Annotated in this window: 26 protein-coding genes; 3 read left to right on the top strand and 23 right to left on the bottom strand. The window is 67.6% G+C overall.

Annotated features, from left to right (window positions below; all coding sequences use genetic code 11):
• Window positions 1-27: 27 nt before the first annotated feature.
• From rfbD to U8L64_RS18390, 14 genes are all read right to left on the bottom strand, one after another.
• Window positions 28-939 carry a dTDP-4-dehydrorhamnose reductase gene (rfbD, locus tag U8L64_RS18455; protein ID WP_333398457.1) on the bottom strand — a complete coding sequence of 304 codons (912 nt, stop codon included), beginning with the start codon at window positions 937-939 and terminating at the stop codon, window positions 28-30.
• Complete coding sequence (rfbC, locus tag U8L64_RS18450) at window positions 936-1481, bottom strand: dTDP-4-dehydrorhamnose 3,5-epimerase (protein ID WP_043295157.1); 546 nt, start codon at window positions 1479-1481, stop codon at window positions 936-938. Before rfbC ends, rfbD begins: the two co-directional genes overlap by 4 nt.
• Window positions 1478-2350 carry a glucose-1-phosphate thymidylyltransferase RfbA gene (gene rfbA / locus U8L64_RS18445; RefSeq protein WP_008569273.1) on the bottom strand — a complete coding sequence of 291 codons (873 nt, stop codon included), beginning with the start codon at window positions 2348-2350 and terminating at the stop codon, window positions 1478-1480. Before rfbA ends, rfbC begins: the two co-directional genes overlap by 4 nt.
• Complete coding sequence (gene rfbB / locus U8L64_RS18440; protein ID WP_333398456.1) at window positions 2347-3420, bottom strand: dTDP-glucose 4,6-dehydratase; 1074 nt, start codon at window positions 3418-3420, stop codon at window positions 2347-2349. Before rfbB ends, rfbA begins: the two co-directional genes overlap by 4 nt.
• A gap of 290 nt (window positions 3421-3710) precedes the next feature.
• A complete protein-coding gene (locus tag U8L64_RS18435) occupies window positions 3711-4838 on the bottom strand; it encodes an ABC transporter permease (protein WP_102828078.1) in 1128 nt (375 codons plus the stop codon).
• Window position 4839: 1 nt separating this feature from the next.
• On the bottom strand, window positions 4840-7584 hold the full coding sequence (gene rbbA, locus U8L64_RS18430) for a ribosome-associated ATPase/putative transporter RbbA (RefSeq protein WP_333398455.1): 2745 nt from the start codon (window positions 7582-7584) through the stop codon (window positions 4840-4842).
• Window positions 7581-8657: an HlyD family secretion protein gene (locus U8L64_RS18425; protein WP_333398454.1), complete on the bottom strand. Its 1077-nt coding sequence runs from the start codon at window positions 8655-8657 to the stop codon at window positions 7581-7583. The genes rbbA and U8L64_RS18425 overlap by 4 nt, the downstream gene beginning before the upstream one ends.
• Before the next feature lie 102 nt (window positions 8658-8759).
• Window positions 8760-9380, bottom strand: coding sequence for an ABC-type transport auxiliary lipoprotein family protein (locus U8L64_RS18420; protein WP_333398453.1), 621 nt, complete (start codon window positions 9378-9380; stop codon window positions 8760-8762).
• Window positions 9377-10315: an MlaD family protein gene (locus U8L64_RS18415; protein WP_333398452.1), complete on the bottom strand. Its 939-nt coding sequence runs from the start codon at window positions 10313-10315 to the stop codon at window positions 9377-9379. Before U8L64_RS18415 ends, U8L64_RS18420 begins: the two co-directional genes overlap by 4 nt.
• A complete protein-coding gene (locus U8L64_RS18410; protein ID WP_008569280.1) occupies window positions 10315-11100 on the bottom strand; it encodes an ABC transporter ATP-binding protein in 786 nt (261 codons plus the stop codon). The genes U8L64_RS18415 and U8L64_RS18410 overlap by 1 nt, the downstream gene beginning before the upstream one ends.
• Entirely contained in the window at window positions 11097-12242 is a 1146-nt protein-coding gene (locus U8L64_RS18405; RefSeq protein WP_043295168.1) for an MlaE family ABC transporter permease, read from the bottom strand. Before U8L64_RS18405 ends, U8L64_RS18410 begins: the two co-directional genes overlap by 4 nt.
• Window positions 12243-12410: 168 nt before the next feature.
• Window positions 12411-12587 carry a hypothetical protein gene (locus U8L64_RS18400; protein ID WP_193749386.1) on the bottom strand — a complete coding sequence of 59 codons (177 nt, stop codon included), beginning with the start codon at window positions 12585-12587 and terminating at the stop codon, window positions 12411-12413.
• Window positions 12584-13711, bottom strand: coding sequence for a PepSY-associated TM helix domain-containing protein (locus U8L64_RS18395; RefSeq protein ID WP_333398451.1), 1128 nt, complete (start codon window positions 13709-13711; stop codon window positions 12584-12586). Before U8L64_RS18395 ends, U8L64_RS18400 begins: the two co-directional genes overlap by 4 nt.
• The gene (locus tag U8L64_RS18390; RefSeq protein ID WP_234302976.1) at window positions 13711-15915 is read right to left on the bottom strand and encodes a TonB-dependent receptor; all 2205 of its coding nucleotides are present in this window, start codon (window positions 15913-15915) and stop codon (window positions 13711-13713) included. Before U8L64_RS18390 ends, U8L64_RS18395 begins: the two co-directional genes overlap by 1 nt.
• A gap of 268 nt (window positions 15916-16183) precedes the next feature.
• On the opposite strand from U8L64_RS18390, the gene U8L64_RS18385 reads away from it, so the two are divergent.
• The 3 genes from U8L64_RS18385 (at window position 16184) to U8L64_RS18375 (ending at window position 18329) form a co-directional block, all read left to right on the top strand.
• Window positions 16184-16633, top strand: a complete 450-nt coding sequence (locus tag U8L64_RS18385) for a YybH family protein (protein WP_333398450.1) — start codon at window positions 16184-16186, stop codon at window positions 16631-16633.
• Between the two features lie 86 nt (window positions 16634-16719).
• Window positions 16720-17076 carry a YciI family protein gene (locus tag U8L64_RS18380; protein ID WP_008569287.1) on the top strand — a complete coding sequence of 119 codons (357 nt, stop codon included), beginning with the start codon at window positions 16720-16722 and terminating at the stop codon, window positions 17074-17076.
• A gap of 2 nt (window positions 17077-17078) precedes the next feature.
• On the top strand, window positions 17079-18329 hold the full coding sequence (locus U8L64_RS18375) for an RNA polymerase sigma factor (protein ID WP_333398449.1): 1251 nt from the start codon (window positions 17079-17081) through the stop codon (window positions 18327-18329).
• Between the two features lie 22 nt (window positions 18330-18351).
• On the opposite strand, the gene U8L64_RS18370 is transcribed toward U8L64_RS18375, so the two are convergent.
• From U8L64_RS18370 to U8L64_RS18330, 9 genes are all read right to left on the bottom strand, one after another.
• Complete coding sequence (locus tag U8L64_RS18370) at window positions 18352-19041, bottom strand: ABC transporter permease (protein WP_077682291.1); 690 nt, start codon at window positions 19039-19041, stop codon at window positions 18352-18354.
• Window positions 19038-19733 (bottom strand): ABC transporter permease, encoded by a 696-nt coding sequence (locus U8L64_RS18365; RefSeq protein ID WP_043295179.1) that lies wholly within the window; start codon window positions 19731-19733, stop codon window positions 19038-19040. Before U8L64_RS18365 ends, U8L64_RS18370 begins: the two co-directional genes overlap by 4 nt.
• A gap of 64 nt (window positions 19734-19797) precedes the next feature.
• Window positions 19798-20553 (bottom strand): ABC transporter substrate-binding protein, encoded by a 756-nt coding sequence (locus U8L64_RS18360; RefSeq protein WP_043295181.1) that lies wholly within the window; start codon window positions 20551-20553, stop codon window positions 19798-19800.
• 14 nt (window positions 20554-20567) lie between these two features.
• On the bottom strand, window positions 20568-21341 hold the full coding sequence (locus U8L64_RS18355) for an ABC transporter ATP-binding protein (protein ID WP_054093914.1): 774 nt from the start codon (window positions 21339-21341) through the stop codon (window positions 20568-20570).
• Window positions 21342-21554: 213 nt separating this feature from the next.
• Window positions 21555-22349: a substrate-binding periplasmic protein gene (locus U8L64_RS18350; protein WP_333398448.1), complete on the bottom strand. Its 795-nt coding sequence runs from the start codon at window positions 22347-22349 to the stop codon at window positions 21555-21557.
• A 125-nt stretch (window positions 22350-22474) separates the two neighbouring features.
• The gene (locus U8L64_RS18345) at window positions 22475-22765 is read right to left on the bottom strand and encodes a DUF3325 family protein (RefSeq protein ID WP_333398447.1); all 291 of its coding nucleotides are present in this window, start codon (window positions 22763-22765) and stop codon (window positions 22475-22477) included.
• Window positions 22758-24281 carry a PepSY-associated TM helix domain-containing protein gene (locus U8L64_RS18340; RefSeq protein WP_333398446.1) on the bottom strand — a complete coding sequence of 508 codons (1524 nt, stop codon included), beginning with the start codon at window positions 24279-24281 and terminating at the stop codon, window positions 22758-22760. Before U8L64_RS18340 ends, U8L64_RS18345 begins: the two co-directional genes overlap by 8 nt.
• Before the next feature lie 31 nt (window positions 24282-24312).
• Window positions 24313-24636, bottom strand: coding sequence for a hypothetical protein (locus U8L64_RS18335; RefSeq protein ID WP_333398445.1), 324 nt, complete (start codon window positions 24634-24636; stop codon window positions 24313-24315).
• Between the two features lie 17 nt (window positions 24637-24653).
• Entirely contained in the window at window positions 24654-26786 is a 2133-nt protein-coding gene (locus U8L64_RS18330; protein WP_333398444.1) for a TonB-dependent receptor, read from the bottom strand.
• Between the last annotated feature and the right edge of the window lie 203 nt (window positions 26787-26989).

The following is a 26989-nucleotide window of genomic DNA, read 5'->3' as shown; positions in this document are numbered from 1 at the left end:
CGGTTGCCCGGTCCGTGGGCGGGGCGGTCAGAGGCTTTGCTGCAGTGCGGCGTGGCGCGCCAGCTGGATCGCGCAGGGGGCGTTCAGGCATTCGTGCAGGGCGCTTTCCCAGTCCGGCAGCTGCAGGTCCCAGTCCTGCTGCAGGCGCGAACAGTCGAGCCGTGAATTGAGCGGGCGCTGGGCGGCGGTGGGGTAGTCGCAGGAGCGGATCGGCTCGATCCGCGCGCGCAGCGTGCCCTGGTTCTGCAGATGCTCGGCGATGCTGCAGGCGAAGCCGTACCAGGACGTCTCGCCCTCGGCGCTCAGGTGATAGAGGCCTTCGAGCGAGCGCTGGCCGTCGCGCCAGCGCCGGATCATCGCCCCGGTGGTGCGGGCGATGCTGCGCGCCCAGGTCGGGGCGCCGATCTCATCGGCGACCACCGAGAGCTCGTCGCGCTCCTGCAGCAGGCGCTGCATGGTCAGCAGAAAGTTCTTGCCGTGCAGGGAATAGACCCAGCTGGTGCGCAGGATCAGCTGCTCGCCGGCCACCGCCTGGATCGCCTGTTCGCCGGCCAGCTTGCTGGCACCGTATACGCCCAGCGGGCGTGGCGGGTCCTGCTCGATGTAGGCGCCGGCTTTGCGCCCGTCGAAGACGTAATCGGTGGAGTAGTGGACCAGCGGTACGCCGAGCCGTGCCGCCTCCTCGGCGAGTACGCCAGGGCCGCGCGCGTTTACCGCGAACGCCTGTTCGCGCTCGCGTTCGGCCGGATCGACCGCGGTGTAGGCGGCGGCGTTGATGATCAGGTCGGGGCGCAGCAGGCGCACCTGTTCGCGAATCTGCGCGGGATCGGCCAGGTCGAGGACGTTGTGCCCGAGGGCGAGCACCTTGCCGTCGCCGGCCAGTTCCAGCTGCAGTTCACGGGTGAGCTGGCCGCGGCTGCCGGTGATCAGGATCTTCATGTGAACAGCTCCGCATCGCGCAGCAGCTTGCCGGCCTGATCCTTGGCGGACAGCTGCGGTGGGGTGTCGAGCGGCCAGTCGATGCCCAGCTCCGGGTCGTTCCACAACAGGCTGCGCTCATGCTCCGGCGCGTAGTAGTCGGTGGTCTTGTAGAGGAATTCGGCAGTCTCGCTGAGCACCACGAAACCATGCGCGAAACCCTCGGGAATCCACAGCTGGCGTTTGTTTTCGGCATTCAGCAGCACGCCGGTCCAGCGACCGAAGCTCGGCGAACTCCGGCGCAGGTCGACGGCCACATCGAACACCTCGCCGGCCACCACACGCACCAGTTTCCCCTGCGGCTGCTGGATCTGGTAATGCAGGCCGCGCAGCACGCCGCGCTGGGACTTGGAGTGGTTGTCCTGGACGAACTGACGCTTGAGCCCCGTGGCCGCCTCGAAGGCGGCCGCGTTGAAGCTCTCGTAGAAGAAACCGCGTTCGTCGCCGAAGACCTTCGGCTCGATGATCAGTACGTCGGGAATGCTGGTTTCGATGATCTTCATGCGTCTTCACCCGCCAGCTTGAACAGGTACTGGCCGTAGCCGGTCTTGCCCAGCGCATCGGCGCGGCGCAGCAGCTGCTCGCGATCGATCCACTTGTGCTGGTAGGCGATTTCTTCCAGGCAGGCGACCTTCAGACCCTGACGGTGCTCGATGGTCTGCACGTACTGCGAGGCTTCCAGCAGGCTGTCATGGGTGCCGGTGTCGAGCCAGGCGAAGCCGCGACCGAAGCGTTCGACGTTGAGGTCGCCGCGCTTGAGGTAGGCCATGTTGACGTCGGTGATCTCCAGCTCGCCGCGCGGCGAGGGCTTGATCGACTTGGCGATCTCGATCACGTCGTTGTCGTAGAAGTACAGGCCGGTCACCGCATAGCTGGACTTGGGCTTCTTCGGCTTCTCCTCGATGGACAGCGCCTTGCCGTTCTCGTCGAAGTCGATCACGCCGAAGCGCTCCGGGTCCTTGACCCAGTAGCCGAACACCGTGGCGCCCTTTTCCTGGCGCGCGGCGCGTTGCAGCTTCTCGGTGAAGTGCTGGCCGTGGAAGATGTTGTCGCCGAGGATCAGGCACACCGGGTCGCTGCCGATGAACTCTTCGCCGATCAGGAACGCCTGGGCCAGACCGTCCGGCGAAGGCTGCTCGGCATACTGCAGGCGGATGCCGAACTGGCTGCCGTCACCGAGCAGGTTCTGGTACTGCGGCAGGTCGTGCGGGGTGGAGATGATCAGCACGTCGCGGATGCCGGCGAGCATCAGCACCGACAGCGGGTAGTAGATCATCGGCTTGTCGTAGATCGGCAACAGCTGCTTGGACACGCCGAGGGTGATGGGGTGCAGGCGCGTGCCGGACCCGCCGGCGAGGATGATTCCCTTCATGCGATGTTCTCCAGCGCGCCAAGGCGCTCGCGTTGATAGCTGCCGTCCTGGACGCGACGGCACCATTCGAGGTTGTTCAGGTACCACTGCACGGTCTTGCGCAGGCCGCTCTGGAAGGTTTCCTGCGGCACCCAGCCGAGCTCGCGCTCGATCTTGCTCGCGTCGATGGCGTAGCGCAGGTCATGACCCGGGCGATCCTTGACGAAGGTGATCAGGTCCTCGAAGCGCGCCACGCCGGCTGGCTTGTGCGGCGCCAGCTCTTCGAGCAGCGCACAGATGCTGCGCACCACGTCGATGTTCTTCTGCTCGTTGTGGCCACCGATGTTGTAGGTCTCGCCGACCTTGCCCTTGCTCACCACCGTCAGCAGCGCGCGGGCGTGGTCCTCGACGAACAGCCAGTCGCGAATCTGCGCGCCGTCGCCGTAGACCGGCAGCGGCTTGCCGTCCAGGGCGTTGAGGATCACCAGCGGGATCAGCTTCTCGGGGAAGTGGAACGGCCCGTAGTTGTTCGAGCAGTTGGTGATCAGTACCGGCAGACCGTAGGTGCGCTGCCAGGCGCGGACCAGGTGATCGGACGCGGCCTTGCTCGCCGAGTAGGGCGAGCTGGGTGCGTAGGGTGTGGTCTCGGTGAACAGGTCGTCGGTGCCGTGCAGGTCGCCGTACACCTCGTCGGTGGAGATGTGGTGGAAACGGAAGGCCTCGCGGCGTTCGGCCGGCAGGCTCTGCCAGTAGGCGCGGGCGGCTTCCAGCAGCTGATAGGTGCCGACGATGTTGGTCTGGATGAATTCGGCCGGGCCGTCGATGGAACGGTCGACGTGCGATTCGGCGGCCAGGTGCATGATGGCGTCCGGCTGGAAGTCCAGCAGCGCCTCGCTGACCCGCTCACGATCGGCGATGTCGGCCTGGAGGAACTGATAGCGCGGATGGTCTTCCACGGCGGCCAGCGATTCGAGATTGCCGGCGTAGGTCAGTTTGTCCAGGTTGAGCACGCTGTGCTCGGTATCGTGGATGAGGTGGCGAATCAGTGCCGAGCCGATGAATCCGGCCCCGCCAGTTACGAGAATGCGCATAGTGATCGGGCTTCCTTGGCGTGCTCTGGAGCGTCAGGCTCTGAGCGTGTGTCGGCTGGATAGACCGGGCAGCGATGCAAAAATTCCCGGGGGCGCCCGGCGCCGGCCATGACCGTTTGGTTACGGTGAGGAGTATAGGGTGCTGGCCGGGCGCCAGTCCGGCGGCGGGTTGCAGGTGCTGCGAGCGGACCTCCAGCCAGGCCCCGCGCGTTGTCCGAGGCGATCCGCGGGCCAGCCTTGTGTGAGCCCTGATGCCCGGCAATCGCCTGTCTGGATCAGGACGAACGGCGCTAGCGCAGCGACTTGCGCAGCCGCGACAGCGCACCGACGAAGAACACCGCGCCGATCGCCGCCAGGGCCAGCAGCTGTGGCCAGACCACCGCGGCGCCGGCGCTGCGGAACAGGATGGCCTGGGCCAGCTCGACGAAGTGCGTGGTCGGGGCGAACAGCATCACCTGCTGCACCAGCTCGGGCATGCTCTCGCGCGGGGTCACCCCGCCGGAGAGGATCTGCAGCGGAATCAGCGTGAGGATCACCAGCAGCCCCAGCTGCGGCATCGAGCGCGCCACCGTGCCGAAGAAGATGCCCATCGAAGTGGCGGCGAACAGGTGCAGCGCGGCGCCGCCGGCGAACAGCAGCAGCGAGCCCTGGATCGGAATGTCCAGCCAGCCCTCGACGACGAAGCGCAGGGCGAACGCCGACGCCGCCAGCACCACCAGCCCCATCGCCCAGACCTTGCCGACCATGATCTCGAACGGCGTCACCGGCATCACCAGCAGGTGCTCGATGGTGCCGTGCTCGCGCTCGCGGATCAGCGCGGCGCCAGTGAGGATGATCGCCAGCATGGTGATCTGGTTGATCACTTCGTTCACCGCGCCGAACCAGGCGCGGCTGAGGTTGGGGTTGAACGCGGTGCGCACCACCGCCTCGACCGGCAGCGCTTCGCCGCCGCGGTAGCGCCTGACGAACTCGCCGGTCTCGCTGGCGATGATCTGCTGAATGTGTCCGGCACCGGTGAACGCCTGGCTGACCTGGGTGGCATCGACGTTGAGCTGGATGCTCGGCTGGCGCCCGGCGAGCAGGTCTTCCTGGAAGCCCGGTGGAATGTTCAGGGTGAAAGTGTAGAGGCCGGCGTCCATGCCGCTGTCCATCTGCGCCAGATCGATGGCCTTGGGCTGGATGAAATACGGCAGCTGGAAGGCGTTGATGATGCGCAGCGAGGCCTGCGAGCGGTCCTCGTCGACCACCGCGATGCTCGCCCGGTGCGGCGCTTCCGGCACCGCGGTGGCGCCTTCGTAGATGGCCACGGTGAACGAATAGATGATCAGCACCAGCATCGCCGGGTCGCGGTAGAGGCTGCGCAGCTCCTTGAGGCCGAGCTGGAGGATGTTGCTGAGCTTGCGTGCGGTGTGGCCCATGTCATTTCTCCTGCTTGCGCAGACCGGCGACGCTGAGCAGCGTCAGCAGCGGAATGGCCAGCAGCATGGGGATGAAATACGGGTACAGCTCGACCAGCCCGAGCGCCTTGGAGAACACCCCGCGGCTGATGATCAGGAAGTGGCTGGTGGGATACAGCTTGCCGACGAAGGCGCCGACGCCTTCCATCGCCGAGACCGGGTGGATCAGCCCGGAGAACTGAATCGCCGGCAGCAGCGTGACGATGGTGGTGCCGAAGATCGCCGCGATCTGGCTGTTCAGGATCGACGACATCAGCAGGCCGAGGCCCGTGGCGCAGGTTACATAGAGCAGCGCGCCGAGGCACAGGGTGAGGATGCTGCCCTTGATCGGAATGCCGAAGACGAACACCGCCAAGAGCGCCAGGGTGGCGAAGTTGAACATGCCCAAGGCGATGTACGGCAGCTGCTTGCCGAGCAGGAACTCCAGGCGGGTGGTCGGCGTGACGTAGAAGTTGGTGATCGAGCCCAGCTCCTTCTCGCGCACCACGCCGAGCGCCGTGAGCATCGCCGGAATCATCATCAGCAGCAGCGGGATCATCGCCGGCACCATCGCCGGCAGGCTCTGCACGTCCGGGTTGTAGCGGTAGCGGATGGCCACGTCGGCCGGCGACAGCTGCGCCTCGACGCCGGCCTCGCGCGCCAGCTGCTGCAGGTAGGTGAGGTGGATGCCCTGCGCGTAGCCCTTGATGGTATCGGCGCGCATCGGCATGGCACCGTCGATCCAGAACGCCACCTGCGGCACCGCCCCGCGCTTGAGGTCGCGGCCGAAGTTCGGCGGAATCTCGATCGCCAGGCTGATGTCGCCGCTGCGCAGGCGCCGGTCCAGTTCGTCGTAGCTGGCCAGCGGCGCTTTCTCGATGAAGTAGCGCGAGCCGGCGATGTTCAGCAGATAGCTCTGGCTGGTGGTGGTCTGGTCGCGGTCGAGCACGGCGTAGGTCAGGTTCTCCACGTCAAAGCTGACGCCGTAGCCCATGATGAACATCAGGATCACCGTGCCGAGCATCGCCAGCGTGGCGCGGATCGGGTCGCGGCGCAGCTCCATCGCCTCGCGGCGGCTGTAGCTGAGCAGCCGGCGCAGGCTGAAGCGGTTCTGCGCGGCGCCATTGCCATTGCTGGCCGGCGGTGGCGCGACGCGTGTCGGCGGTGCGCTCGTCGGGGCGGCAGCCGCGCCTTCGGCCACGGCATCTTCGAGGTAGGCGATGAAGGTTTCTTCCAGCGTCGCCAGGCTGCGCTTGGCCATTAGCCCCTGCGGTGTGTCGCTGTCGAGCACGCGGCCGGCGTGCATCAGCGAGATGCGGTCGCAGCGCAACGCCTCGTTCATGAAGTGGGTGGAGATGAAGATGGTCACGCCGTCCTCGCGCGACAGCTGCACCAGCAGCTCCCAGAAGCCGTCGCGCGCCACCGGGTCGACGCCCGAGGTCGGCTCGTCGAGGATCAGCATTTCCGGCGCGTGGATCACCGCCACCGCCAGCGACAGGCGCTGGCGCACACCCAGCGGCAGCGCGGTGGGCAGGCTGTCGGCCTCGGCGGTCAGCTCGAAGCGCTCGAGCATCTCGCGGATGCGCGCCTCGCGGCGTTCGGCGGGAATGTGGAACAGCCGCGCGTGCAGATCGAGGTTCTGCCGTACGGTGAGTTCGCTGTACAGCGAGAAGGCCTGCGACATGTAGCCGACGCGCTGGCGCGTCTGCAGGTCGTGCGGGTCCACCGGCTTGCCGAACAGCAGCGCGCGGCCCTCGCTGGCCGGCAGCAGGCCGGTGAGCATCTTCATCGTGGTGGTCTTGCCGCAGCCGTTGGAGCCGAGGAAGCCGAAGATCTCGCCGCGCTCGATGCGCAGGTTGACGCGGTCCACCGCGACGAAGTCGCCGAAGCGCATGGTCAGGTCGTGCGCCTCGATGGCGATGCTGTCGCTGGCCTCGCGCGGCGGGATTTCCAGCGTGCGGTGGCGGCGGCGCTTGTCTTCGGGCAGCAGGCCGATGAACGCCTCTTCCAGGCTGTCGCTGGCGGTGCGCGCCAGCAGTTCGGCCGGCGAGCCGGTGGCGAGGATGCGCCCGGCATCCATTGCCACCAGATGATCGAAACGCTGCGCTTCGTCCATGTAGGCGGTGGCCACCAGCACGCTCATCTGCGGGCGTTCGGCGCGGATGCGCGCGATCAGCTCCCAGAACTGCGCGCGTGACAGCGGGTCGACGCCGGTGGTCGGCTCGTCGAGGATCAGCAGGTCCGGGTCATGGATCAGCGCGCAACACAGCCCGAGCTTCTGCTTCATGCCGCCGGAGAGCTTGCCCGCCGGGCGCTCGAGGAACGGCGCGAGGCCGGTGCTGCGGGTCAGCTCGGCGATGCGCCAGCGCCGCTCGGCGGCGTCCTGGCCGAACAGCCGGCCGAAGAATTCCAGGTTCTCGGCGACGGTGAGCGTCGGATAAAGGTTCTTGCCCAGGCCCTGCGGCATGTAGGCGATGCGCGGGCACACGGCGCGACGATGGCCGGCGTCGCCCATGTCGCCGTCGAGTACGCGCACGCGGCCCTGCCGGATGCGTCGGGCGCCGGCGATCAGCGCCAGCAGGCTGGACTTGCCGACGCCGTCCGGGCCGATCAGGCCGACCATGCGGCGCGCCGGCAGCTCGACGGCGAGATCGTCCAGCGCGCGGGTCTGGCCATACTGCAGGGTGACGCCCGCGATCTGCGCCACCGGCGCGAGCGGCTCGCTCATGGCGTGACGTTGACCTGCAGGTGTGCCGGCCACTCGGCGGCGTCATCGAGCTTGAGGTAGGCCATGCCGGGCAGGCCGGTCTTGACCTGTTCCATGTGCTTTCTCAGCAGCGCGGGGTCGATGCGCGCCTTGACGCGGAACATCAGCTTCTCGCGCTCGCTCTCGGTTTCCACGGTCTTGGGGGTGAACTGCGCGACGCTGGCGACATAGCTGACCCTGGCCGAAATCACGTACTGCGGCGCCGCATCGATCACGATGTGCACTTCGCTGCCCAGCGCGACGCGGCCGGCCTGACGCTCGGGCAGGAAGAAGGTCATGTAGACGTCGGCCAGGTCGACCAGGTTGAGCAGCTTGCCGCCGGCAGCCAGCACCTCGCCCGGCTGCGCCACGCGGTACTGCACGCGGGCGACGCGGTCGGTCTTCAGCTCGCTGTCGGCGATGTCCGCCTGCAGGCGCGTGACGCTGGCCTGGGCGGCTTCCAGCGCCGATTGCGCCTCGATCACCTGCGAGCGCGCGGCCGCGATGCCGGCCTCGGCCGAGAGCACCTGGGCGCGCGAGGCAGCCAGCGCGGCCTGTGCGCTCTGCTTGGCGGCGAGGTCGTCGTCCAGCTGCTGGCGCGCCATGGCGTTGCGTGCCACCAGGGTTTCGGTGCGCTTGTGGCGCTTCTGTGCGGCAGTCAGCTCGGCCTGGCGCTGGTGCACCACGGCCTCGGCGGTGGCCTTCTCGCTCTCGCGCATGGCGACCTGCGCCTGCGCGGTGAGGATGGCGTTTTCGGCCTGGCGTACCTGCGCGCGGGCCTGGTTGAGCTGGGCGTCGAGCACCTCGGTGTCCATGCGCGCGAGCACCTGGCCGGGCTGGACGAAATCGCCCTCGTCGACGGCGATCTCGCGGATGCGCCCGCCCAGCTTGGTCGCCACGTCGATCTCGGTGGCCTCGATGCGCCCGTTGCCGCTGGCGAAGCCTTCGCCCAGGCCGTCGGGGCGCAGCTCCGACCAGACGATCAGGCCGACCGCCGCGAGCGCCGCCAGGACCAGCACGGAACGGGTGAGGGTTTTCTTGACTGAGGGTTTCATGCGGGGTCCTTGCGCGTTTACGACCGTCCCCATGCTAGGCGAGGACGGGTTACAGGAAGTTCATCCAGATCAAGGAAGCGCCGTCCAGGCGCCGCCGGCGGCTCAACGGTCGCGAGGCTGCTGCGCCAGTACCCAGGTGAGCAGCTGGCGGCTCAGCTCGTCGCTGGCCTGACCGAAGGCCTCGACCACGCTCTCCAGCTGTGCGTCGGTACTGGGTTGGCGAATCTCGAAGTGCCGGCTGGCGAGGCCGCGGCGGCTGGCGCTGTCCACCAGTGTGGCGTCGAGGCGGATCAACACCTGCGGCGCGCCATCCTGATAGACGCTCTGGAACGCGCGCAGATCGCCGATCAGCTCGAGGTCGGCCTGCAGGTTGCTGTCGTCGCTACTCACCGAAGCCAGCCGGCCGCTGGCGCGCAGGGCTTCGATCATCCGGTCGCGCAGCAGCAGCGGCGCCGGATCGGCCCAGCGCGCACCCTGGTAGGCGCTGAGCTGATGACCCTGCGGCACCACGGCGATGCGCGGACTGGCGAGCATGCGGCTGGCCTGTGGGGTGTGCACGCGCAGCGCCAGGTCACTCGGGGCCGCTGGCGTGGCGCTCGTGACGACGGGCGCGCCGGGCAACAGGAAGACCCGCACCGGCTCGGCCTGCGGCAACACCGAACAGGCCGACAGCAGCGTCAGGAGAGCGGGCAGGGCGAAGCGGTGCAGCGCTGTGCGGATCATGGGGCGAATTCCTCGATCTTTTCGCGGCCGAGCAAAAAGCCGCTGGGGTCGTCTTCCAGCTGCTGGGTGACCCGGCGCAGCGCGCCGAGGGTGCCGCGCAGCTCGTTGAGCGCCGGGCCGATGTCGCCCAGCCCCTGCACGCCGCTGTTCAGCGCGCCCTGGTTGTCCTCCAGCAGGGCGTCCAGCCGCGAGGTGCTGCGCTCCAGCGCAGCCATCGACTGGCTGGCGCTGGTCAGCAGCTGGCGGCCTTCGTCGTCGAGCAGGCCGTTGGCGTTGCGCGTCAGGCGGGTGATTTCCTCCAGCGCGGAGTTGGTCTGCCGGCCCAGCTCGCCGAGCTGGGTGAGCGCCTGGCTGAGGTCGCCGCGCTGCTCGGCCAGCACGCTGGTGGCCTGTTCGAGATTGGCCAGGGTCTGGCCGATGCGCCCGGCGTTCTCTTCGGAGAGCATCAGGTTGGCGCTGCGCAACAGGTTGTTGATGTTGCTCAACAGGTCTTCGCCGTTCTCCAGCAGTGCGGAGAGCGGCGAGGGATCGGCAATGATCAGCGGCGGCTCGCCGCGCTTGCCCAGCAGCGGCGGACTGTCGGGCGTGCCGCTGTGCAGCTGAATGACCATGCTGCCGGTGATGTTGGCCAGCGCCAGGCGGGCGCGGGTGTCCTGCTTGATCGGCGTGCCGGCGTAGACGCGGATGCGCGCGCGCACCTTGCGCGGGTCGTCCGGCTCCAGCCACAGCCGCTCGACGTCGCCGACCTTGATGCCGCTGTACTCCACCGAGCTGCCGGTGGACAGCCCGCTGACCGCGCGGTTGAAGCTGATCTCGTAGTACTGGTACTCGCGGTCGATGCTGGCCTTGCTCAGCCAGAGGGCGAAGAACAGGGCGCCGCCGACCGCGAGCACGGTGAACAGGCCGATCAGCACGTGATGGGCGCGGGTTTCCATCAGGAGTTCTCCTGCACGAGAGCGGCCTGCTGCGCCGCCCGGCCACGCGGGCCATGAAAGTAGTCGCGAATCCAGGCGTCGTCGGTGTCCTGCACCGCCTCCAGACGGTCGGCCACCAGCACGCGCTTGCGCGCCAGCACCGCGACGCGGTCGCAGATGGTGTACAGCGTGTCGAGGTCGTGGGTGACCAGGAACACGCTCAGACCCAGCGCGTCGCGCAGGGTCAGGATCAGCTGGTCGAACGCCGCGGCGCCGATCGGGTCGAGGCCGGCGGTGGGCTCGTCGAGAAACAGCACCTCCGGGTCCAGCGCCAGCGCGCGGGCCAGCGCCGCACGTTTGACCATGCCGCCGGAGAGCTCGTCGGGGTACTTGCAGGCGGCATCGGCCGGCAAACCGGCCAGCGCCAGCTTGAGCCGCGCCAGGTGCTCGGCGTCGGCGCGGGCCAGGCCGGCATGTTCGATCAGCGGCAGAGCGACGTTCTCCTGCAGGTTCAGCGAGGTGAACAGCGCCCCGCGCTGGAACAGCACGCCGAAGCGTCGCTCCACCTGCGAGCGCCGCTCGGGCGGCAGCTGCAGCAGGTTCTCGCCGAACACCTGCACGCTGCCGGCATTCGGCCGGCGCAGACCGACGATGCTGCGCAGCAGCACCGACTTGCCGGTGCCCGAGCCGCCGACCACGCCGAGGATTTCGCCACGACGAATGTCCAGGTCGAGGTCTTCGTGCACGGTCTGGCGGCCGAAGCGGTTCACCAGCCCGCGCACCTGGATCAGCGCTTCGCCGTTCACCAGCCCATCTCCATGAAGAACAGCGCGGCGATGGCGTCGATCAGGATCACCATGAAGATCGACTGCACCACGCTGGAGGTGGTGTGTTCGCCCACCGACTGCGCGCTGCCGCTGACCTTGAAGCCTTCCAGACAACCGATCACGGCGATGATGAAGGCGAACACCGGCGCCTTGCCGATGCCGACGAGGAAATGGCTGAGGTCGATGTCGCGCTGCAGGATGGTGATGAACAGCGTCGGCGAGATATCCAGCGCCAGGACGCAGACCACCGCACCGCCGAGGATGCCGCTGAGCATGCCGATGAACGTCAGGATCGGCAGGGTGATCAGCATCGCCAGCACCCGCGGCAACACCAGCAGCTCCACCGGGCTGAGGCCCAGCGCGCGGATCGCGTCGATCTCCTCGTTGGCCTTCATCGAGCCGATCTGCGCGGCGAAGGCGCTGGCGCTGCGCCCGGCGAGCAGGATCGCCGCCAGCAGCACGCCGAACTCGCGCAGGAAGGCGAAGCCAACCAGGGTGACGGTGTAGATGCTGGCGCCGAAGTCGGCCAGTACCGTGGCGCCGAGGAACGCCACCACGGCGCCGACCAGGAACGTCAGCAGGGCGACGATGGGGATGGCGTCCAGCCCGGTCTGTTCGATGTGCGCCACCAGCGGCGTCGGACGCCAGCGTTGCGGGCGCACCAGCACGCTCAGCAGCGTCTGCAGGGTCAGGCCGATGAAGCCGAGCAGCTCGCGCTGCTGGCACCAGATGTTCTGCATGGTCCGGCCGATATGCGCCAGCAGATCACCGAACTCGTAACCCTGATCCGGCTGCGGGGCGGCGGGGCGATCCAGCGCCGCGGCCACGGTATGCAGCAGGGCCAGACGTTCGGCCGGCAGCTGCGGTGCCCATTGCGCCACGGCGGCGATGCGCTGCGGGCCGAGCAGTTCGACCAGCAGGCCGGCGCCGGCGGTATCCAGTGCGCCCAGCCCGTCCAGCTCCACCGTGCTGTGCTCATCGAGCTGCGGGCGCATGCGCACGACGGCGTCGCGCAGCGCGTTGTAGTGCGCCAGCGTCCAGTCGCCTGCGATGCGCAGGTGCGCGGGCCGGGCCGCGGAATGCAGCTGCAGCGTGCCGGGAGGCGATGAGGTCGGGTGCATGAAGGGCCTGTCCATCCAGCCTGCGCGTGCGTCGCGTCGATCGCGACAGTCTGCATCCTAGCAGCTCGGCCGGCGCAGCACCGCCCGCGCGGCGTACCGTTGGCGCGGCTGGCGGGGGTAAATGGCGACATTGCCCTCGATAACTACGCCGCGAATGCGCCCGGCGCCTCAGCCGGCACGCCGCGTCTGCCGGCCGCCGGCCAGCGCCTTGGCGCCGATGGCCACCGGCAGGCTCAGCGTGGCCCAGCTCAGCCAGTCGCCGATGCCATCGGAAACCAGCCCGGCGAGCAGGCCGAGCAGTGAGAGCAGGCCGAGCACCAGCGGCCACAGCCAGATGCGCATCATCCCCGCACCTCCGTCGCGCCGCGCTTGAGCCACAGGTACAGGCCGCTGCCGAGCACCACGACGGTGAGGACGTCGAGCAGCGCCCACAGCACCTTCAGTGGCAGGCCGCCGTAGTCGCCGAAGTGCAGCGGTTCGGACAGCTGCAGCGCGGTGACGTACCAGGGCCGCGCGCCGGCTTCCAGCACCTCGCCATTGACCGGATCGACCAGCAGCGCCTGAGTCAGGCGCGAGGTCAGCGGCGTGTCGCCGCGCAGGATCACCGCGACATGCTCCGGGGTGGCGCGCAGCGTGCCGGGGTAGGCGATCATCGAGATCGCCATGCCCGGCGCGGCGGCCAGCACGCGATCCACCGCGGTCTGCAGCGAGCCATCCGCAGCGGGTGCATCACTGGCATCGGCGCTCAGCAGTACCCGCGTGTCGCCGGCCTGCAACGCGGCGACCTGCTCGGCCTGCCAGCCCTTGAAGATCAGGTCCGCCCAGGTGTTGATCACCCCGGTGAAGCCCACGGCCAGCGCCCAGACCAGGGTGACGATGCCGAGCAGGTTGTGCAGGTCCAGCCAGCGCGTACGCGGCGCGCGCTCGCGACGCACCTCGGCGAAGCGCAACTTGCGCATGAACGGCGCGTAGAGCACCACGCCGGAGACGATGGCGACCACCAGCAGGAGCCCCATGAAGCCGAGGAACAGCTTGCCCGGCAGGCCGGCGTAGAGGTCGACATGCAGGCGGTACATCACGCTCATGAAGCCCTCGTCGAACGCCGGCACGTCGACCACGGCACCGGTGCGCGCATCGGCAAGGATCAGCAGCGCGTCGCTCTCGTCGGTGTCGACCCGGGTGTCGAGCTTGACGTACCAGAGATCGGGCAGGTCCTCCTCGGCGAAGAAGTACAGCGGCACCAGGCCCGGATAGGCCCCGACCGCTTCGGCGGCGACCCGGTCGAGCGTGATGTGCGGCGTGCCCGTCGGCATCGGCGGCGCCTCGATCTCGGCGCCGGTCAGATGATCGATCTCGTGGGAGAAGATCAGCGGCAGACCGGTCAGGCACAGCAGCAGGATGAACAGCGTGCAGACGAGGCTGGACCACTTGTGGACCCAGCCCCAGCCCCGCAGGGTGCGTGCCTGCATCAGAAATCGACCGTGGCGCTGAGCGACAACGTGCGCGGGGCGCCGAGGACCAGGTAGTTGGCGTTCGGGTAGCCGCCCACCGAAGCCCAGTAGTCGCGGCCGGTGACGTTGTCCAGGCGGGCGCGCAGGGTCACGTCACGCTCGTCGATGACCATGCGGTAGCGTGCGCCAAGGTCCAGGCGGGTCCAGGACGGCGCCTCCAGGTCGTTGGCTGCGTCGGCGTACTGGCTGCTGGTGTAGACCACGCGGCTGGTCAGGGTCAGGCCATTGGTGCCGGGCACGTCCCATTCACCGCCGATGTTGGCCTGGGTGCGCGGCACGCCGATCGCACGGTTGCCCTCGTTGAGGCCGTCCTGTGTGCTGGTCAGCTCGGCATCGAGCAGGGTGAGGCCACCGAGCAGGCGCACGCCGTAGGCCGGCTCGCCGAACACCGACAGCTCGATGCCGCGGTTGCGCTGTTCGCCGCCGTCGGTGAATACACCGTTTTCCACGGTGCTGAACGGCCGGTCGGTGGTGAACAGCGCCAGGCTGCCACCGAGGTTGCCGCCGTCGTACTTGATGCCGACCTCGGTCTGTTCGGAGACATAGGGCTCCAGCGCCTCGCCGGCATTGACGATGGCTACGCCACCGCTGCTCGCCGGAGCGATGTCGCCCTTGACCAGACCCTCGATATAGTTGGCGTAAACCGACAGTTCGTCGGTGAGCTGGTAGACCACGCCGGCCACCGGGCTGGTCTTGTAGCGGTTGTAGGAGGACAGCCGGTCGCCGCTGTTGTAGTCGTAGCTCTTGGCCTCGATGCCCTGGCGGCGGGCGCCGAGGGTGAGCAGCAGGCGGTCGTCGAGGAAGCCCAGGGTGTCGGCCAGCGCCAGGCTCTGGGTGTGGGTGCGTTCGGTGACGCCAGGATCGGACATCTGGCCGCCGGTCCAGGTGGTGCCTGGCATCGCCGCGTCGAACGGGTCATGGATATCGGCGGCAAGGTTGCCCGACATGCCGTAGGCGTTGCGTGCTTGCAGATCGAACATCGCCGCGGACATCACCCACTCGTGGGAGACCGCACCGGTGTTGCCACGGGCGCGCAGGCCGGCTTCGCTGGTGAACACGTCTTCCTCGCGCACGTTGTCGAAGCGGTAGAAGGTGCCGGCGCCGGAACGGCCCGCCTTGATGCTGGCCAGGCGGTTCTTCTCCTCGCCCTCGCGCACACCGGCGGCGAGCCAGCCGGTCACGGCGTCGGAGAAGTCGTATTCGGCGCGCAAGGTGCCGAAGGTCTGCTTCTCCTTCGAGTAGGTCCAGGGCTGGGCGAAGTTGTCTTCGGCATCCGGTGCGCTGGGGATGCCGCCGTTGGGGGTGACACTCGGGCGCGGCTGGTCGATGAAGTGGTACTGGTGACCGACGTCGCCCGACAGACGGAAGTTGTCGCCCTGGTAGTCCAGGCCGAGGGCGAACATGTCGAGGGTGCGTTCCTCGTCCTCGACGGTCGTCTCGCCGGCGCGCTTGGCGGCATTCAGGCGCACGCCGAAGCGGTCGCCTTCGCCGAAGCGACGGGCGACGTCGGCATGGGTCATCGCCTGGCCACCGCTCTCGGCCCCGAGGGTCAGGCGGGTCAGCGGCTCGTTGGGCGCGCGCTTGGGCAGGATGTTGATCGCCCCGCCGATGCCGCTGCCGCCGGGTGCCGCGCCGTTGAGGAAGGTGTTGGCGCCGCGGAACACTTCCACGCGCTCGATGAACTCGGCGGCCACGTACTGGCGCGGCAGCAAGCCGTAGAGGCCGTTGTAGGAAATGTCGTCGGAGAACAGCGGGAAGCCGCGCACGACGTACAGTTCCTGGAAGTTGCCGAAGCCGCGGGCGACGCGCACCGACGGGTCGTTCTGCAGCACGTCGGAGACGCTGCGCGCCTGCTGGTCCTGGATCAGCTGCGAGGTGTAGGACGTCGAGGTGAACGGCGTTTCCATGAAGTCGCGGTTGCCGAGGATGCCGACACGGCCGCCGCGCGCCACCTGGTCGCCGGCGTAGGGCTGGGTCAGGCCTTCGGCCGAGGCATCGGCACTGGCCGTGATCTCGACGGATTGCAGTTCAAGCGGCTCGCCGGTACCGCCCTGCGCCTGGACTTCGGTGCGTTGCTGGGCCATCAGCGGCGAACTGGCGAAGCTGGCTAACAGGCAAACGGGTAGCAGTGCGGTTTTACGCGGCAAGCGAACAGTGGGCATGGCAGACCTGAGCGGGCGTTGGATTGCGAAGGGCGGTGACGGCGCGACGGTTAGGTGGGAGTCTGTGTCATCTGTGAGCCACTATCATATTCTAATGATAACAATTCGCAACCGTGTTTTGCCTGAAACCACTCGTGGAAATACTGGGCGAGCGTCCCGCGCGCGGATTCCTGGAACTGCAAAAAAAAATCGGCCGGCCTGTCGATTGCTGAGCGCGCCGAACGACCAGGTGATGAACACCCGTTCAACCAGACGCCAGGAGATCAGCATGAACGAGCAACAGCACCAGGACGCCGCGCGCATCCGCCAGCTTCACCAAGAGTTCGAGCGCGCCATTGCCGCCAAGGATCTGGACCGTATCCTTGCCCAGTACGCCGACGAGCTGGTCGCCTTCGATGCCGTCGGGCCGCTGCAATTCAAGGGCGTGGCCGATTACCGCGCGCACTGGCAGCGTTGCTTCGAGTTCTGCCAGGGCGAGGGTTTCTTCGAAACCCATGAGCTGCATGTGGAGGTCGGCGGCGAGCTGGCCTACAGCCGCATGCTCAACCATTGCGGCGGCCCCAACGCCGAGGGCCAGATGCAGAGCGCGTGGATGCGTGGCAGCCGGGTCTGGGCGCGCCGTGACGGTGACTGGAAAGTGATCCACGAGCATTTCTCGATGCCCTTCGACATGCAGACCGGCCAGGTGTGCATGGACGCAGAACAGCCGGGCGGCTGAGCCGCGCACGGTGTTCGTCGCTCTGCGGCGTCACGCCGACTGTCGCCTGCTAGCTTTGCTGCGGTGGCGACAGCCGGAGAGCGACGATGAAATACCTGTGCCTGATCTATTACGACGAACAGCGGGTCGACGAACTGAGCGATGAGCAGTGGCAGGCGCTCGTGGCGCGCTGCATCGCCTGCGGTGAAGCACTGCGTGCCAGCGGCCACATGCTGGCCGGCGAGCCGCTGCAGTCGGTCCGCACCGCCCGCACGGTGCGCGTGCGCGACGGTGTGACCACGGTGGTCGACGGTCCGTTTGCCGAGACGCGCGAGCAATTGGCCGGCTTCTACCTGATCGAAGCGGCCGATCAGCACGAAGCCGAGGCCATCGCCGCGCAGATCCCGCCGGCAAGCCTCGGCTGCGTCGAGGTACGCCCGCTGCGCCAGCTGCCGCAGCGCTGACCATGCGCGACGCCGAGGGCGGGCCGGCGGCGGTCGAGGCGATCTATAGCGCCGAGTCGCGGCGGGTGCTGGCGACGCTGATCCGCCTGCTGGGCGATTTCGACCGCGCCGAGGAAGCCCTGCACGAGGCCTTCGCGGCGGCGGTGCAGCAGTGGCCGCGCGACGGCGTGCCGGCCAATCCGCGTGCCTGGCTGGTGTCGGCCGGACGCTTCAAGGCCATCGACGCGCTGCGCCGCCGCTCCCGTGACGATCAGGCGTTGCGATTGCTTGCCGTACAGCTGGAGGAGAGCGCCGATGTGGACGATCCCGATGCGCTGGAAGACGACCGCCTGCGGCTGATCTTCACCTGTTGCCATCCGGCGCTGCCCGCCGATGCACGCGTCGCGTTGACCCTGCGCACGGTATGCGACCTCAGCACCGAGGAGATCGCCCGCGCCTTTCTGGTGCCGCCGGCGACCATTGCCCAGCGTATCGTGCGCGCCAAGGCGAAGATCCGCGATGCACAGATTGCCTATCAGGTACCGGAGCGCTCAGCCCTGGCCGAGCGTCTCGACAGCGTGCTGCAGGTGCTTTACCTGGTGTTCAACGAGGGCTATGCGGCGTCCGCCGGAGCGCAGCTGACGCGCGCGGACCTGTGCCGCGAGGCGATTCGTCTCGGTCGGCTGCTGGTCGAGCTGCTGCCGGAAGCGGAAGTGTGCGGCCTGCTGGCGCTGATGCTGTTGCACGATGCGCGGCGGGCTGCGCGCACCGATGCGACGGGTGAGCTGGTACGGCTCGACGAGCAGGATCGCCGCCTTTGGGATGCCGTGCAGATCGCCGAAGGCGTGCAGCTGGTGCAGCGCGCACTGGCCTCGCGGCGCCCGGGCTGCTACGGGCTGCAGGCGGCGATCGCGGCGGTGCATGCCGAGGCGCCGAGCGCGGCGCAAACCGACTGGGCGCAGATCGTCCGGCTGTATGACCTCTTGCTGCAGCTCAGCCCGTCACCGGTGATCGAACTGAACCGTGCCGTGGCGCTGGCCATGCATCGCGGACCGGGGGCTGGGTTGGCGCTGCTCGATGAGCTGCACGCGCGCGGCGCATTGCCCGACTACCACTTGCTGCCTGCCGCACGCGCCGATCTGCTGTGTCGCCTCGGGCGTCACGCCGAAGCCCGGCAGGCCTATCGCATGGCGCTGCAGAGCGTGCGGCTGGAGCCGGAGCGGCGTTTCCTGCTGCAACGGCTGGCGGCGCTGGAACGCGTCAGCGACGACTGAGCCGCGGCGCCGCCGGGCAGACTCAGCGGCCTTGGCAGGCGTCGACGCGCAGCCAGCGCTCCAGCAGTTTGAAGCCCTGCATCAGCACGAAGGCGATCAGCAGATAGATCAGACCCGCGGTGAGGAACATCTCCTCGTGCAGGTAGGTGCGCGCGGCGATCTTGCGCGCCATGCCGGTCAGCTCGAGCAGGGTGATGGTGCTGGCCAGCGCGCTGGCCTTGAGCATCAGGATCACTTCGTTGCTGTAGGCCGGCAGGCCGATGCGCGTGGCGCGCGGCAGGATGATGTGCCACAGCGCCTGACTGCGCGACATGCCCAGCGCCCGCGCCGCCTCGACCTCGCCCGGCGGCACGTTCTGGATCGCGCCGCGGATGATCTCGGCGATGTAGGCGGCGGTATGCAGCGTCATGGTGATGATCGCGCACCAGTACGGATCGCGCAGATAGGGCCAGAGCGCACTCTGGCGCACCACGTCGAACTGCGCCGCGCCGTAGTAGACCAGAAACAGCTGCACCAGCAGCGGCGTGCCGCGGAAGAAGAAGATGTAGCCATAGGGCAGCGCACGCACCGCCAGGTGGCGCGACGAGCGGGCGATGCCCAGCGGCAGGGCGAGGATCAGCCCGGCGATGACCGACACACCGACCAGCTGCAGCGTCAGCCAGGCCGCGTCCGCGAAGCTCGGCAGCCATTTGATGAAGACTTCCCAGCTCATGCGGCGCTCCTGACGAAGCCGCGGCCAGCGCGTTTTTCCAGAAAATGCATGCCGATCATCGCGACGATGGTCAGGCACAGGTAGATGAAGGCGGCGACGAGGAAGAAGGTGAACGGCTCCTTGCTGGCGGTCACGGCGATCTGCGAGCGGCGCATGATTTCCTCCAGGCCGATCACCGAGACCAGCGCGGTGTCCTTCATCAGGATCATGAACAGGTTGCCCAGCCCCGGCAGGGCCAGGCGCCACATCTGCGGCAGGATCAGGCGCAGGAAGATGCGCCGCTTGTCCAGGCCCAGCGCCAGTCCGGCCTCGCGATGGCCCTTGGGAATGGCCAGCAGCGCGCCGCGGAAGACTTCCGTGGCGTAGGCGCCGAAACACAGGCCAAGGGCGATGGTGCCGGCGGCGAACGGGCTGAGCGCGAGGTTCTCGACGCCGAACAGCTGGCCGATCCAGCGAATCAGGTTGATGGTGCCGAAGTAGATCAGCAGCACCCAGAGCAGCTCGGGAACGCCACGCACGATGGTCGAATAGGTGCCGCCGAGCCAGCGCAGCGCGCTGTAGGGCGAAGTCTTGGCGAGGGCGCCGAGCAGGCCGAGCACCAGCCCCAGCGCCAGGGAGGCGAGGGCCAGTTGAATGGTCATCCAGGTACCGGCGACGAGGGCCGGGCCGAATCCGTGAAGGTCAGGAATCATATGGGCTCAAACACCGAAGCCCGGTCCGTCATGCGTATGACGTCCGGGCTTCGGTTCGGTTGGATCAGTAGATGCTGAACGGGAAGTACTTGTCGTTGATCTGCTTGTAGGTGCCGTCGGCGATGATCTCGGCCAGCGCCTTGTTCAGCCGCTCGCGCAACGCGTCGTTGTCCTTGCGCACAGCGATGGCGATCTTGTCGTCGTCGAAGACCGGCTCGCCCTTGAATTCGAAGTCCTTGCCGGCATCGCTCTTGAGCCATTCCCACTGCACGAAGGTGTCGGCGAGGATGCCGTCGACGCGACCCGAGGCAAGGTCGAGGTAGGCGTTTTCCTGGGTGTCGTAGAGCTTGATCTCGACCACGCCATCCATGTTGTCTTCCAGCCAGGTGCCGGCGATGGTGGCGCGCTGGGCACCGATGACCTTGCCGTCGAGGTAGTCCTTGTCGGTCTTGAAGTCCACCGACTTGGGCGCCACGAACTGCAGCTTGTTGGTGTAGTAGTGGTCGGTGAAGTCCACGGCCTGCTTGCGTTCCTCGGTGACCGACATGGAAGCGGCGAGGAAGTCGAACTTGCCGGCGTTCAGCGCGGGAATGATGCCGTCCCAGTCGGAGGTGACCACTTCGCACTCGACCTTCATCTTGGCGCACAGCGCATGGGCGATGTCCAGGTCGAAGCCCACCGCCTGGCCGCTGGCGTCGATCAGGTTGAAGGGCGGGTAGGCGCCTTCGGTGCCGATGCGCAGTTTTTCCGCGGCGAATGCCTGGGTGCCGATGATCAGCGAGGCAGCGGCGGTCAGCAGGATCTTCTTATAGCTTTTCATGCGGTGTTGCTCCCTTAGCGATGGCTGGACATGAATTGTTTACAGCGCGTCGATTGCGGATTGTCAAATACCTGCTCGGGCGTGCCCTGTTCCTCGACCAGGCCCTGGTGGAGGAAAACCACTTCGCTGGAGACCTGCTTGGCGAAATTCATCTCATGGGTGACGAGCAGCATGGTGCGCCCTTCTTCGGCGAGCGAGCGGATAACGCTAAGCACTTCTTGGACCATTTCCGGGTCGAGTGCGGAGGTGGGCTCGTCGAACAGGATCACCTTAGGCTGCATCGCCAGGGTGCGGGCGATGGCCGCGCGCTGCTGCTGGCCGCCGGAGAGCTGGTTGGGATAAACGTGGCGCTTGTCGGCGATACCGACCTTGGCCAGCAGCGCCTCGGCCACCTCGATGGCTTCGGCCTTGCTTTGGCCGAGCACCCGGCGCGGCGCCTCGATGATGTTGTCGAGGATGGTCATGTGCGGCCAGAGGTTGAAGTTCTGGAACACGAAGCCCAGCTCGCTGCGGATGCGGTTGAGCTGCTTGCCATCGGCGGCGACCAGATCGCCGTGCTTGTCGCGCTTGAGCTTGAGCTGCTCGCCGGCGACCAGAATCTCGCCCTCGTGGGGGTTTTCCAGCAGGTTGATGCAGCGCAGGAAGGTCGACTTGCCGGAGCCAGAAGAGCCGAGGATGGAAATCACGTCGCCATCATGAGCGGTCAGCGAGATGCCTTTGAGCACTTCCAGATCGCCGTAGCGCTTGTGCAGGTTGCGGATTTCCAGTGCGGGAATGGCCTCAGCCATGCGGGAACCTCTTGCGGGCTGGCGGAGACCGCCAGGTCGGGGGTATTCGGGATGATTGCGCTCCGGCCGGCTGCTCGCCCTCCTGGCGAGGCGCAAACCTAGCACGCACCGGGGCATGCGCCAAGCGCGAAGAATGGCCAACTGGCCGGCTATGCGGGCGTAAAAGTGTCCATTTGCCTGCATCGCCGTGCTGTGGCATTGCCGTGGGTCGCTTCAGAACGCCGCTTCGAGCTGGTAGCGTCGCAGGATCGCCGGCACCGTGCCGTCGGCGATAAGCGCCTCGAGCTGCGCCTCGAAGGCTTCGAACTGCGCCGTGCTGACCCGTTGGCGGGACAGGCCGATGCCGTAGGACACCGGTTGCAGCTCGCCGACCTCGCGCAGCTGATCGAGCCGTTCGGTTTCGATCAGATGCCAGGCCACGTCCTGATTGAGCACCGCCAGCCCCTGACTGCCGAAACGTCCGGCTTCGAGCATGCGCAACAGGCGGCGGTTGTCCGCGACCAGTCGGATCGAGACGCCGGGCACCTGTTGCAGGCGCTCGCGCAGGGCGAACGAGGTACCTGAGGGGCCATAGACGCCGATGGTCTTGCCGGCCATGTCCTGCGGCTGGTGGTAGACGAACGTGCTGGAGCGGGGAGCGTACACGCTGTAGCGCGAGGTGGTGAGCATGCGCGTGATATGGAAGGCGTGCTCGCGGCGCGGCGAGTGGATCACCGTGAAGATGCCGTCCACCTTGCCCTCTTCGGCCAGCGCCAGCGCGCGGCGCCACGGGTATACGCTGACCGGGCAATCGCGGTGCAGCCGCGCGCAGACGGCCTGGACGATGTCGACGAACGGACCGGCCGCCGCCACGCCGCCAGTATCGGCCGAGGCCGCGCGCTGCCCGACGGATGCGGCAGGGTAGGTGAACGGCGGAAAGTCTTCGGTGACGAATTCCCAGGCGCCGGCCGGATTCGTCAGCACGATCAGCGCCAGCGCGCACAGCGATTTCGTGGGGGATGACGACAAGGTGCGCTCCTGCTTGCACAACGGACTGCGGGTGCCGGGGCGGCAACGAGGCGGTGAAGGCATTCTGCCCGGCTCGTTGCAGCAGCCTAGCTCAGTTCGTTGGCGTCGGCATGCTCGGTGCCTGTTCACAGCAGCCAGCGCAGCCAATGTGGCCTCCAGCTCAGCGTCTGGGCCACGCAGAACGCCGCCGCGCTCAGCAGCAGCAGCCAGAGCAGGGTGCCGAAACCGCCGCCTTCGGTCACCAGCAGCAGCACCAGACTGCTGCCCAGCAACGTAGCGCTGGTCGCCCGCCTGTAGCGCGCAGGTGAGGCGCCGGGGGCGACCGCCTGCCGGTGTACCGGCTGCGCCAGCGCCAGCCGGGCGAAAGCCAGGTAGGTGAGCAGGAACGCCAGCAGCGCCGGCCAGAGATCAGCCAATCGCTCGCTCCCTGGGTATGGGCTGCGCGGACCGCTGCAGGCGCCGCGCGCCGAGCAGACAGAGTCCCGCCAGCGCCAGCAACATCAGGTCCATGCCGGCGACCGCCGCCGGGCCGGTGCTCAGGCTGCGCAGCAGGTGGTCACCGGTGGTCAGCCCGTTCAGCAGCACCGCCAGCAGCGCCAGGCCCGCGGCCAGCTGCAGCTGCTCGCGCCAGGCCTGCGCCGGTCGCCACGCGGCATGCGCCAGGGCTAGCAGCCAGGCGCCGAAGAACGCCTGGACTTCCAGCATTGCGCGGCGTGGCGGCGCGACGGTATCCACCGGCAGCAGGCGATTGGCGACGAAGAAGGCCAGCGTCGCAATCACCAGCCCGACGCAGGCGGCGACCGTGAGCGCCTCGACCAGCCGCGCGCCGCGGCGTCCCTGGCGCGCGTGGCGGGCGCGTCGGGCACCGGTCCAGAACAGCAGGCCGCTGCCGATCAGCAGGCAGCCGCCGAGGCCACCGGCGAAGTACAGCCAGCGCAGCGTCCAGTGCTCGAACTGGACGAAATGCAGGCCGGTGAGAAAGCGCTGCACGCCTACTACCGGCGGCGTGCGGTGCTGCTGCAGCAATGCGCCGGTGACGCCGTCGAAGACCAGCCGATCGACGTTCATGCTCACCTCGCGGGCAAACGAGCGGCGGATTTCGACATACGCGGCGCGGTCGCCCGGATGCCAGACGCGTAGCTGGTAGGCCTTGCCTGGCTGGCCGTCCTGCTCCCAGCGCCGCGCGGCCTGGCGCAGCATGGCGTCCAGCGAGCCCAGCGGTGTCGCCACGCCGCTGGCCGGGCGGGCGTAGCTACCGAGCGCCTCGGCCTGCAGCTGCGTGCGATCCTCGGGATAGAGGCTCTGCGCCACGCCGGGAAAGTAGATCAGACAGAAGATCGCCAGCCCGGACAGGCTGATGAGGAAGTGGAACGGCAGCACCAGCACGCCGGTGAGGTTGTGCAGATCGAGCAGGCTGCGCTGCAGGCGCTTGCGCGGCCGGAAGGTGAAGAATTCGGCGATCAGCTTGCGATGCGCCACCACACCGGAGACCAGCAGCATCAGCATGCCCATGCCCGCCGCGCCCACCAGCCAGTAGCCGAGGTCGCGCCAGCGCAGATGCAGGCTGAAGTGGAACGGGAAGAGGAAGCGCGTACCGGCCCAGCTGCCCTCGTCGGGCAGCAGTGCGCCGGTGCGCGGATCGATATGCCGACGTACCGGCCCCTGCACGGGGTCCTGGTAGTCCAGCTGCAGCGTCGGCGTGCGCGCCGTCGGCAGGCTGAGTGTCCATGCCGGTGCTGTCGCGATCAACGATTCGGCCTCGCCGCGCAGCAGACGATCCAGTGACAGCGCCACCGGTGGCGCGGGCAGGCGGGTCGCCGGCTGCATCCAGCGGTCGATTTCGCGGTCGAACAGCGACAGCGAGCCGGTCCAGAAAATCACCAGCAGCACGCCGCCGAGCAGCACGCCGGCCCAGCTGTGCAGCCAGGTCATGGAGCGACGCACGCCGCCGCCCGCTTCCATCTCAGCGACCACCCGCAGGCGCGGCGTTCAGCAGCGCCTGCAGCAGCAGACCGCCGCCGGTGCCGCCCAGCAGCAGCGCATACAGGCGCCACAGCCGTGGCTCGCAGAAGCTCCACAGCAACAGCGCCAGGTACAGCGGCAGGGCGAGCAGGCTGCCCAGGTACACCGCCTCGCTGCGCGGCATGCCGAGCAACGTGGCGAGCAGTGCGGCAGCGGCGGCTAGCGCAACGGTGCATAGATAGCCACCGCCGAGCGCCGCGCACAGGCGCAGCAGCAGGCGAGCGCGCGGATAGCCGCCCGTCCCGGCCTGGCGGGTAGTGTTCATCGAGGAGCCCCGCGCAATCAGAAGCTGACCTGATAGCCGAGCGTGAGCGTGCGCCCGCGTCCGTTGAACACCCGGCCGTTACGGGTCACGTCCGAGCCTGTGTTGGCCGCTTGCGAGTAGTAAGTCAGGTAGTCGCGATCGAGCAGGTTCTCGATACCGAGGCTGACCTCGCCGACCGGCAGACGATAGCCGACGGACGCATCCACCAGCGTATAGCCGTCGAAATTCAGCCCGGCCTGGTCGAAACCACGGCTGGCGTAGTGGTTGGCCTGCAGCAGGCTGTGCAGCCGGTTGTTCCAGTTGGCCTGCCAGCTGAGGCCGTAGCGATCCGGCGAGATGTTGGCGCCATCCAGATCGGTATCGACATCGCCGTCGCCATCGGTATCGGACTGGCCGTTGACCTGCGCGTAAGTGAGGGTCATGCGGTGCGCGTCGTTGATCTGCCAGCCGCCGGTGAACTCGATGCCGTCGATCTCGGTGCGCTCGCGGCGAATCTGGTAGACGCCGCCGACGCTGTCCAGGCGCGAGCCGAGATCGGCATCCGATTCGTAGTAGCTGATTTCGGCATCGAACGGGCCATGCTTCAGGCGCAGGCCGATCTCGCGGTTCTCGGTGACGATCGGCTGCAGGTCGAGGAAATTGTCCACGCGCGTGCCCGGCGTGCCGATGCCACGCAGCACACGGCCGACATCCGGCATGCCGAAGCCCTCGGAATAGTTGCCGAACAGCTGCGCCCAGTCGTTCATCTGCCAGACCAGGCCGGCGTTGTAGAGCGTTTCCTCGAAGTTCGGCTGGCCACCTTCGACATCCACACCGCCCAGCGCCGGGTTGGTCGAGGCGATGGTGCGGAAGCTGTCGACCTCGAGTTCGGCGAACTCATGGCGCACGCCGGTGAACAAGGTCAGTTGTTCCAGGAGGCGAATTTCCGCCTGCAGGAAGGGTGCGTAGTTGCGGAACACGGTCTCCGGCACCCACTCGCGATCGGTGAGGATCAGCTGCTGGCTGGTGGTGTCCTGTAGCACGTCGAGGCCACCGGTGAGCTTGAGGTGATTGTCCAGCAGGCCGTCGCGGCTCAGGGTCAGCTTGCCACCGTACTTGTCCGACTCGTTTTGCGACTGGTCGAACAGCGTGCCGGCCGGAGCGATGCTGGTGTCCTGGAAGGTGCCGTTGTAACCACCGCCGAAACGACCGCGAAAGCGCTGCGAGTACAGCTGCAGGCCCAGTTCGTTGCCGTAGAGGTCGGCGTGTTTGTAGGACAGGCTGGTCGCCAGCACCTCGTTCTGCGGCGCCTTGCCCAGCGGGTCGCCCTTGCGCGAGGTGGCCGGAATGCCGGCGTTGGCATTGCCCGGAACGTTGACGTACTCGTGTTCGCCCTCGACCTCGTAGCGGTTCACCATCAGACCGATGTTCTGATTGTCATCCAGCCAGTAGCCGAGTTTGAGCAGCAGGTCATGGCTGGTTGAATCCATCACGTCGCCCTGGGTGTCGTCGACGCCGATCAGGTCGCCGTTGGCGTCGTAGAACATGCCCTGGCTCTGCCAGCTGGCGGAGGCCAGGTAGTCGAAGTTGCCCTGCGTGCCCTCCACTCGGTAGTCGAGTTTGTGCCCCAGACCCTCGGACTGATAATCGGTGGGTGCGGTAAAACTGATGCCCGCGTGCTGGCGCAGCGTGCCGCTGGCCGGTCGGCGGGTGACGTAGTTGATGATCCCGCCAGTGGCGCCGAGGCCGTGCTCGGCACTGGCGCCGTGAATCACCTCGATGCGTTCGACCATCGACAGATCGATGACATAGCCGTCGCGCTGGCTATCGCGCAGCGGTGTGGACTGCGGTACGCCGTCGATGAGGATCAGCGCCGAGCGGCCGCGGAAGGTTTCGCCGGCGCTGCTCATCTTCTGCCGGCTGGGCGAGTAGGAGGGAATCAGATTGCTCAGCACGGCGCCGTGGTCGGAGGTGATCGCCAGCTGCTGCTCGATCTGCTCACGGCTGATCACGGTGATCTTCTGCGGCGTCTTGCCGGCTTCGCTGCGCGCCCGCGTCGCGCTGATGGTGACGGCTTCGAGCTCGGTTGGCTCTTCGGCAACCGCTGGCAACGAGCAGAACGACAGGCTCGCGAGCGAGATGGACAGGCACAGACAGGATTGGCGGTACACGAAGGGGACGCTCCCGATGTTGGTGTTGTGGGCGAGATCGGGGCGGGAATTTAAATCAAATGCAAATCAATGTCATTAACATGTGTTTACATTTCGTATTGTCGATCTACAGCAAGCGCCGCGGCTGGGCCGCTACTGCGAGGGGCGGCGAATCGACGGAGGGAAGGGTAAATCGCGGACAACAAAAAACCCGCACGGGGCGG

It is taken from the genome of Pseudomonas sp. FIP_A4, assembly GCF_036701605.1.
GTDB classification, from domain to species: Bacteria; Pseudomonadota; Gammaproteobacteria; order Pseudomonadales; family Pseudomonadaceae; genus Stutzerimonas; species Stutzerimonas phenolilytica.
The sequence above is the reverse complement of the archived record's forward strand: the minus strand, read 5'-3'. Positions and strand labels throughout refer to the sequence as shown.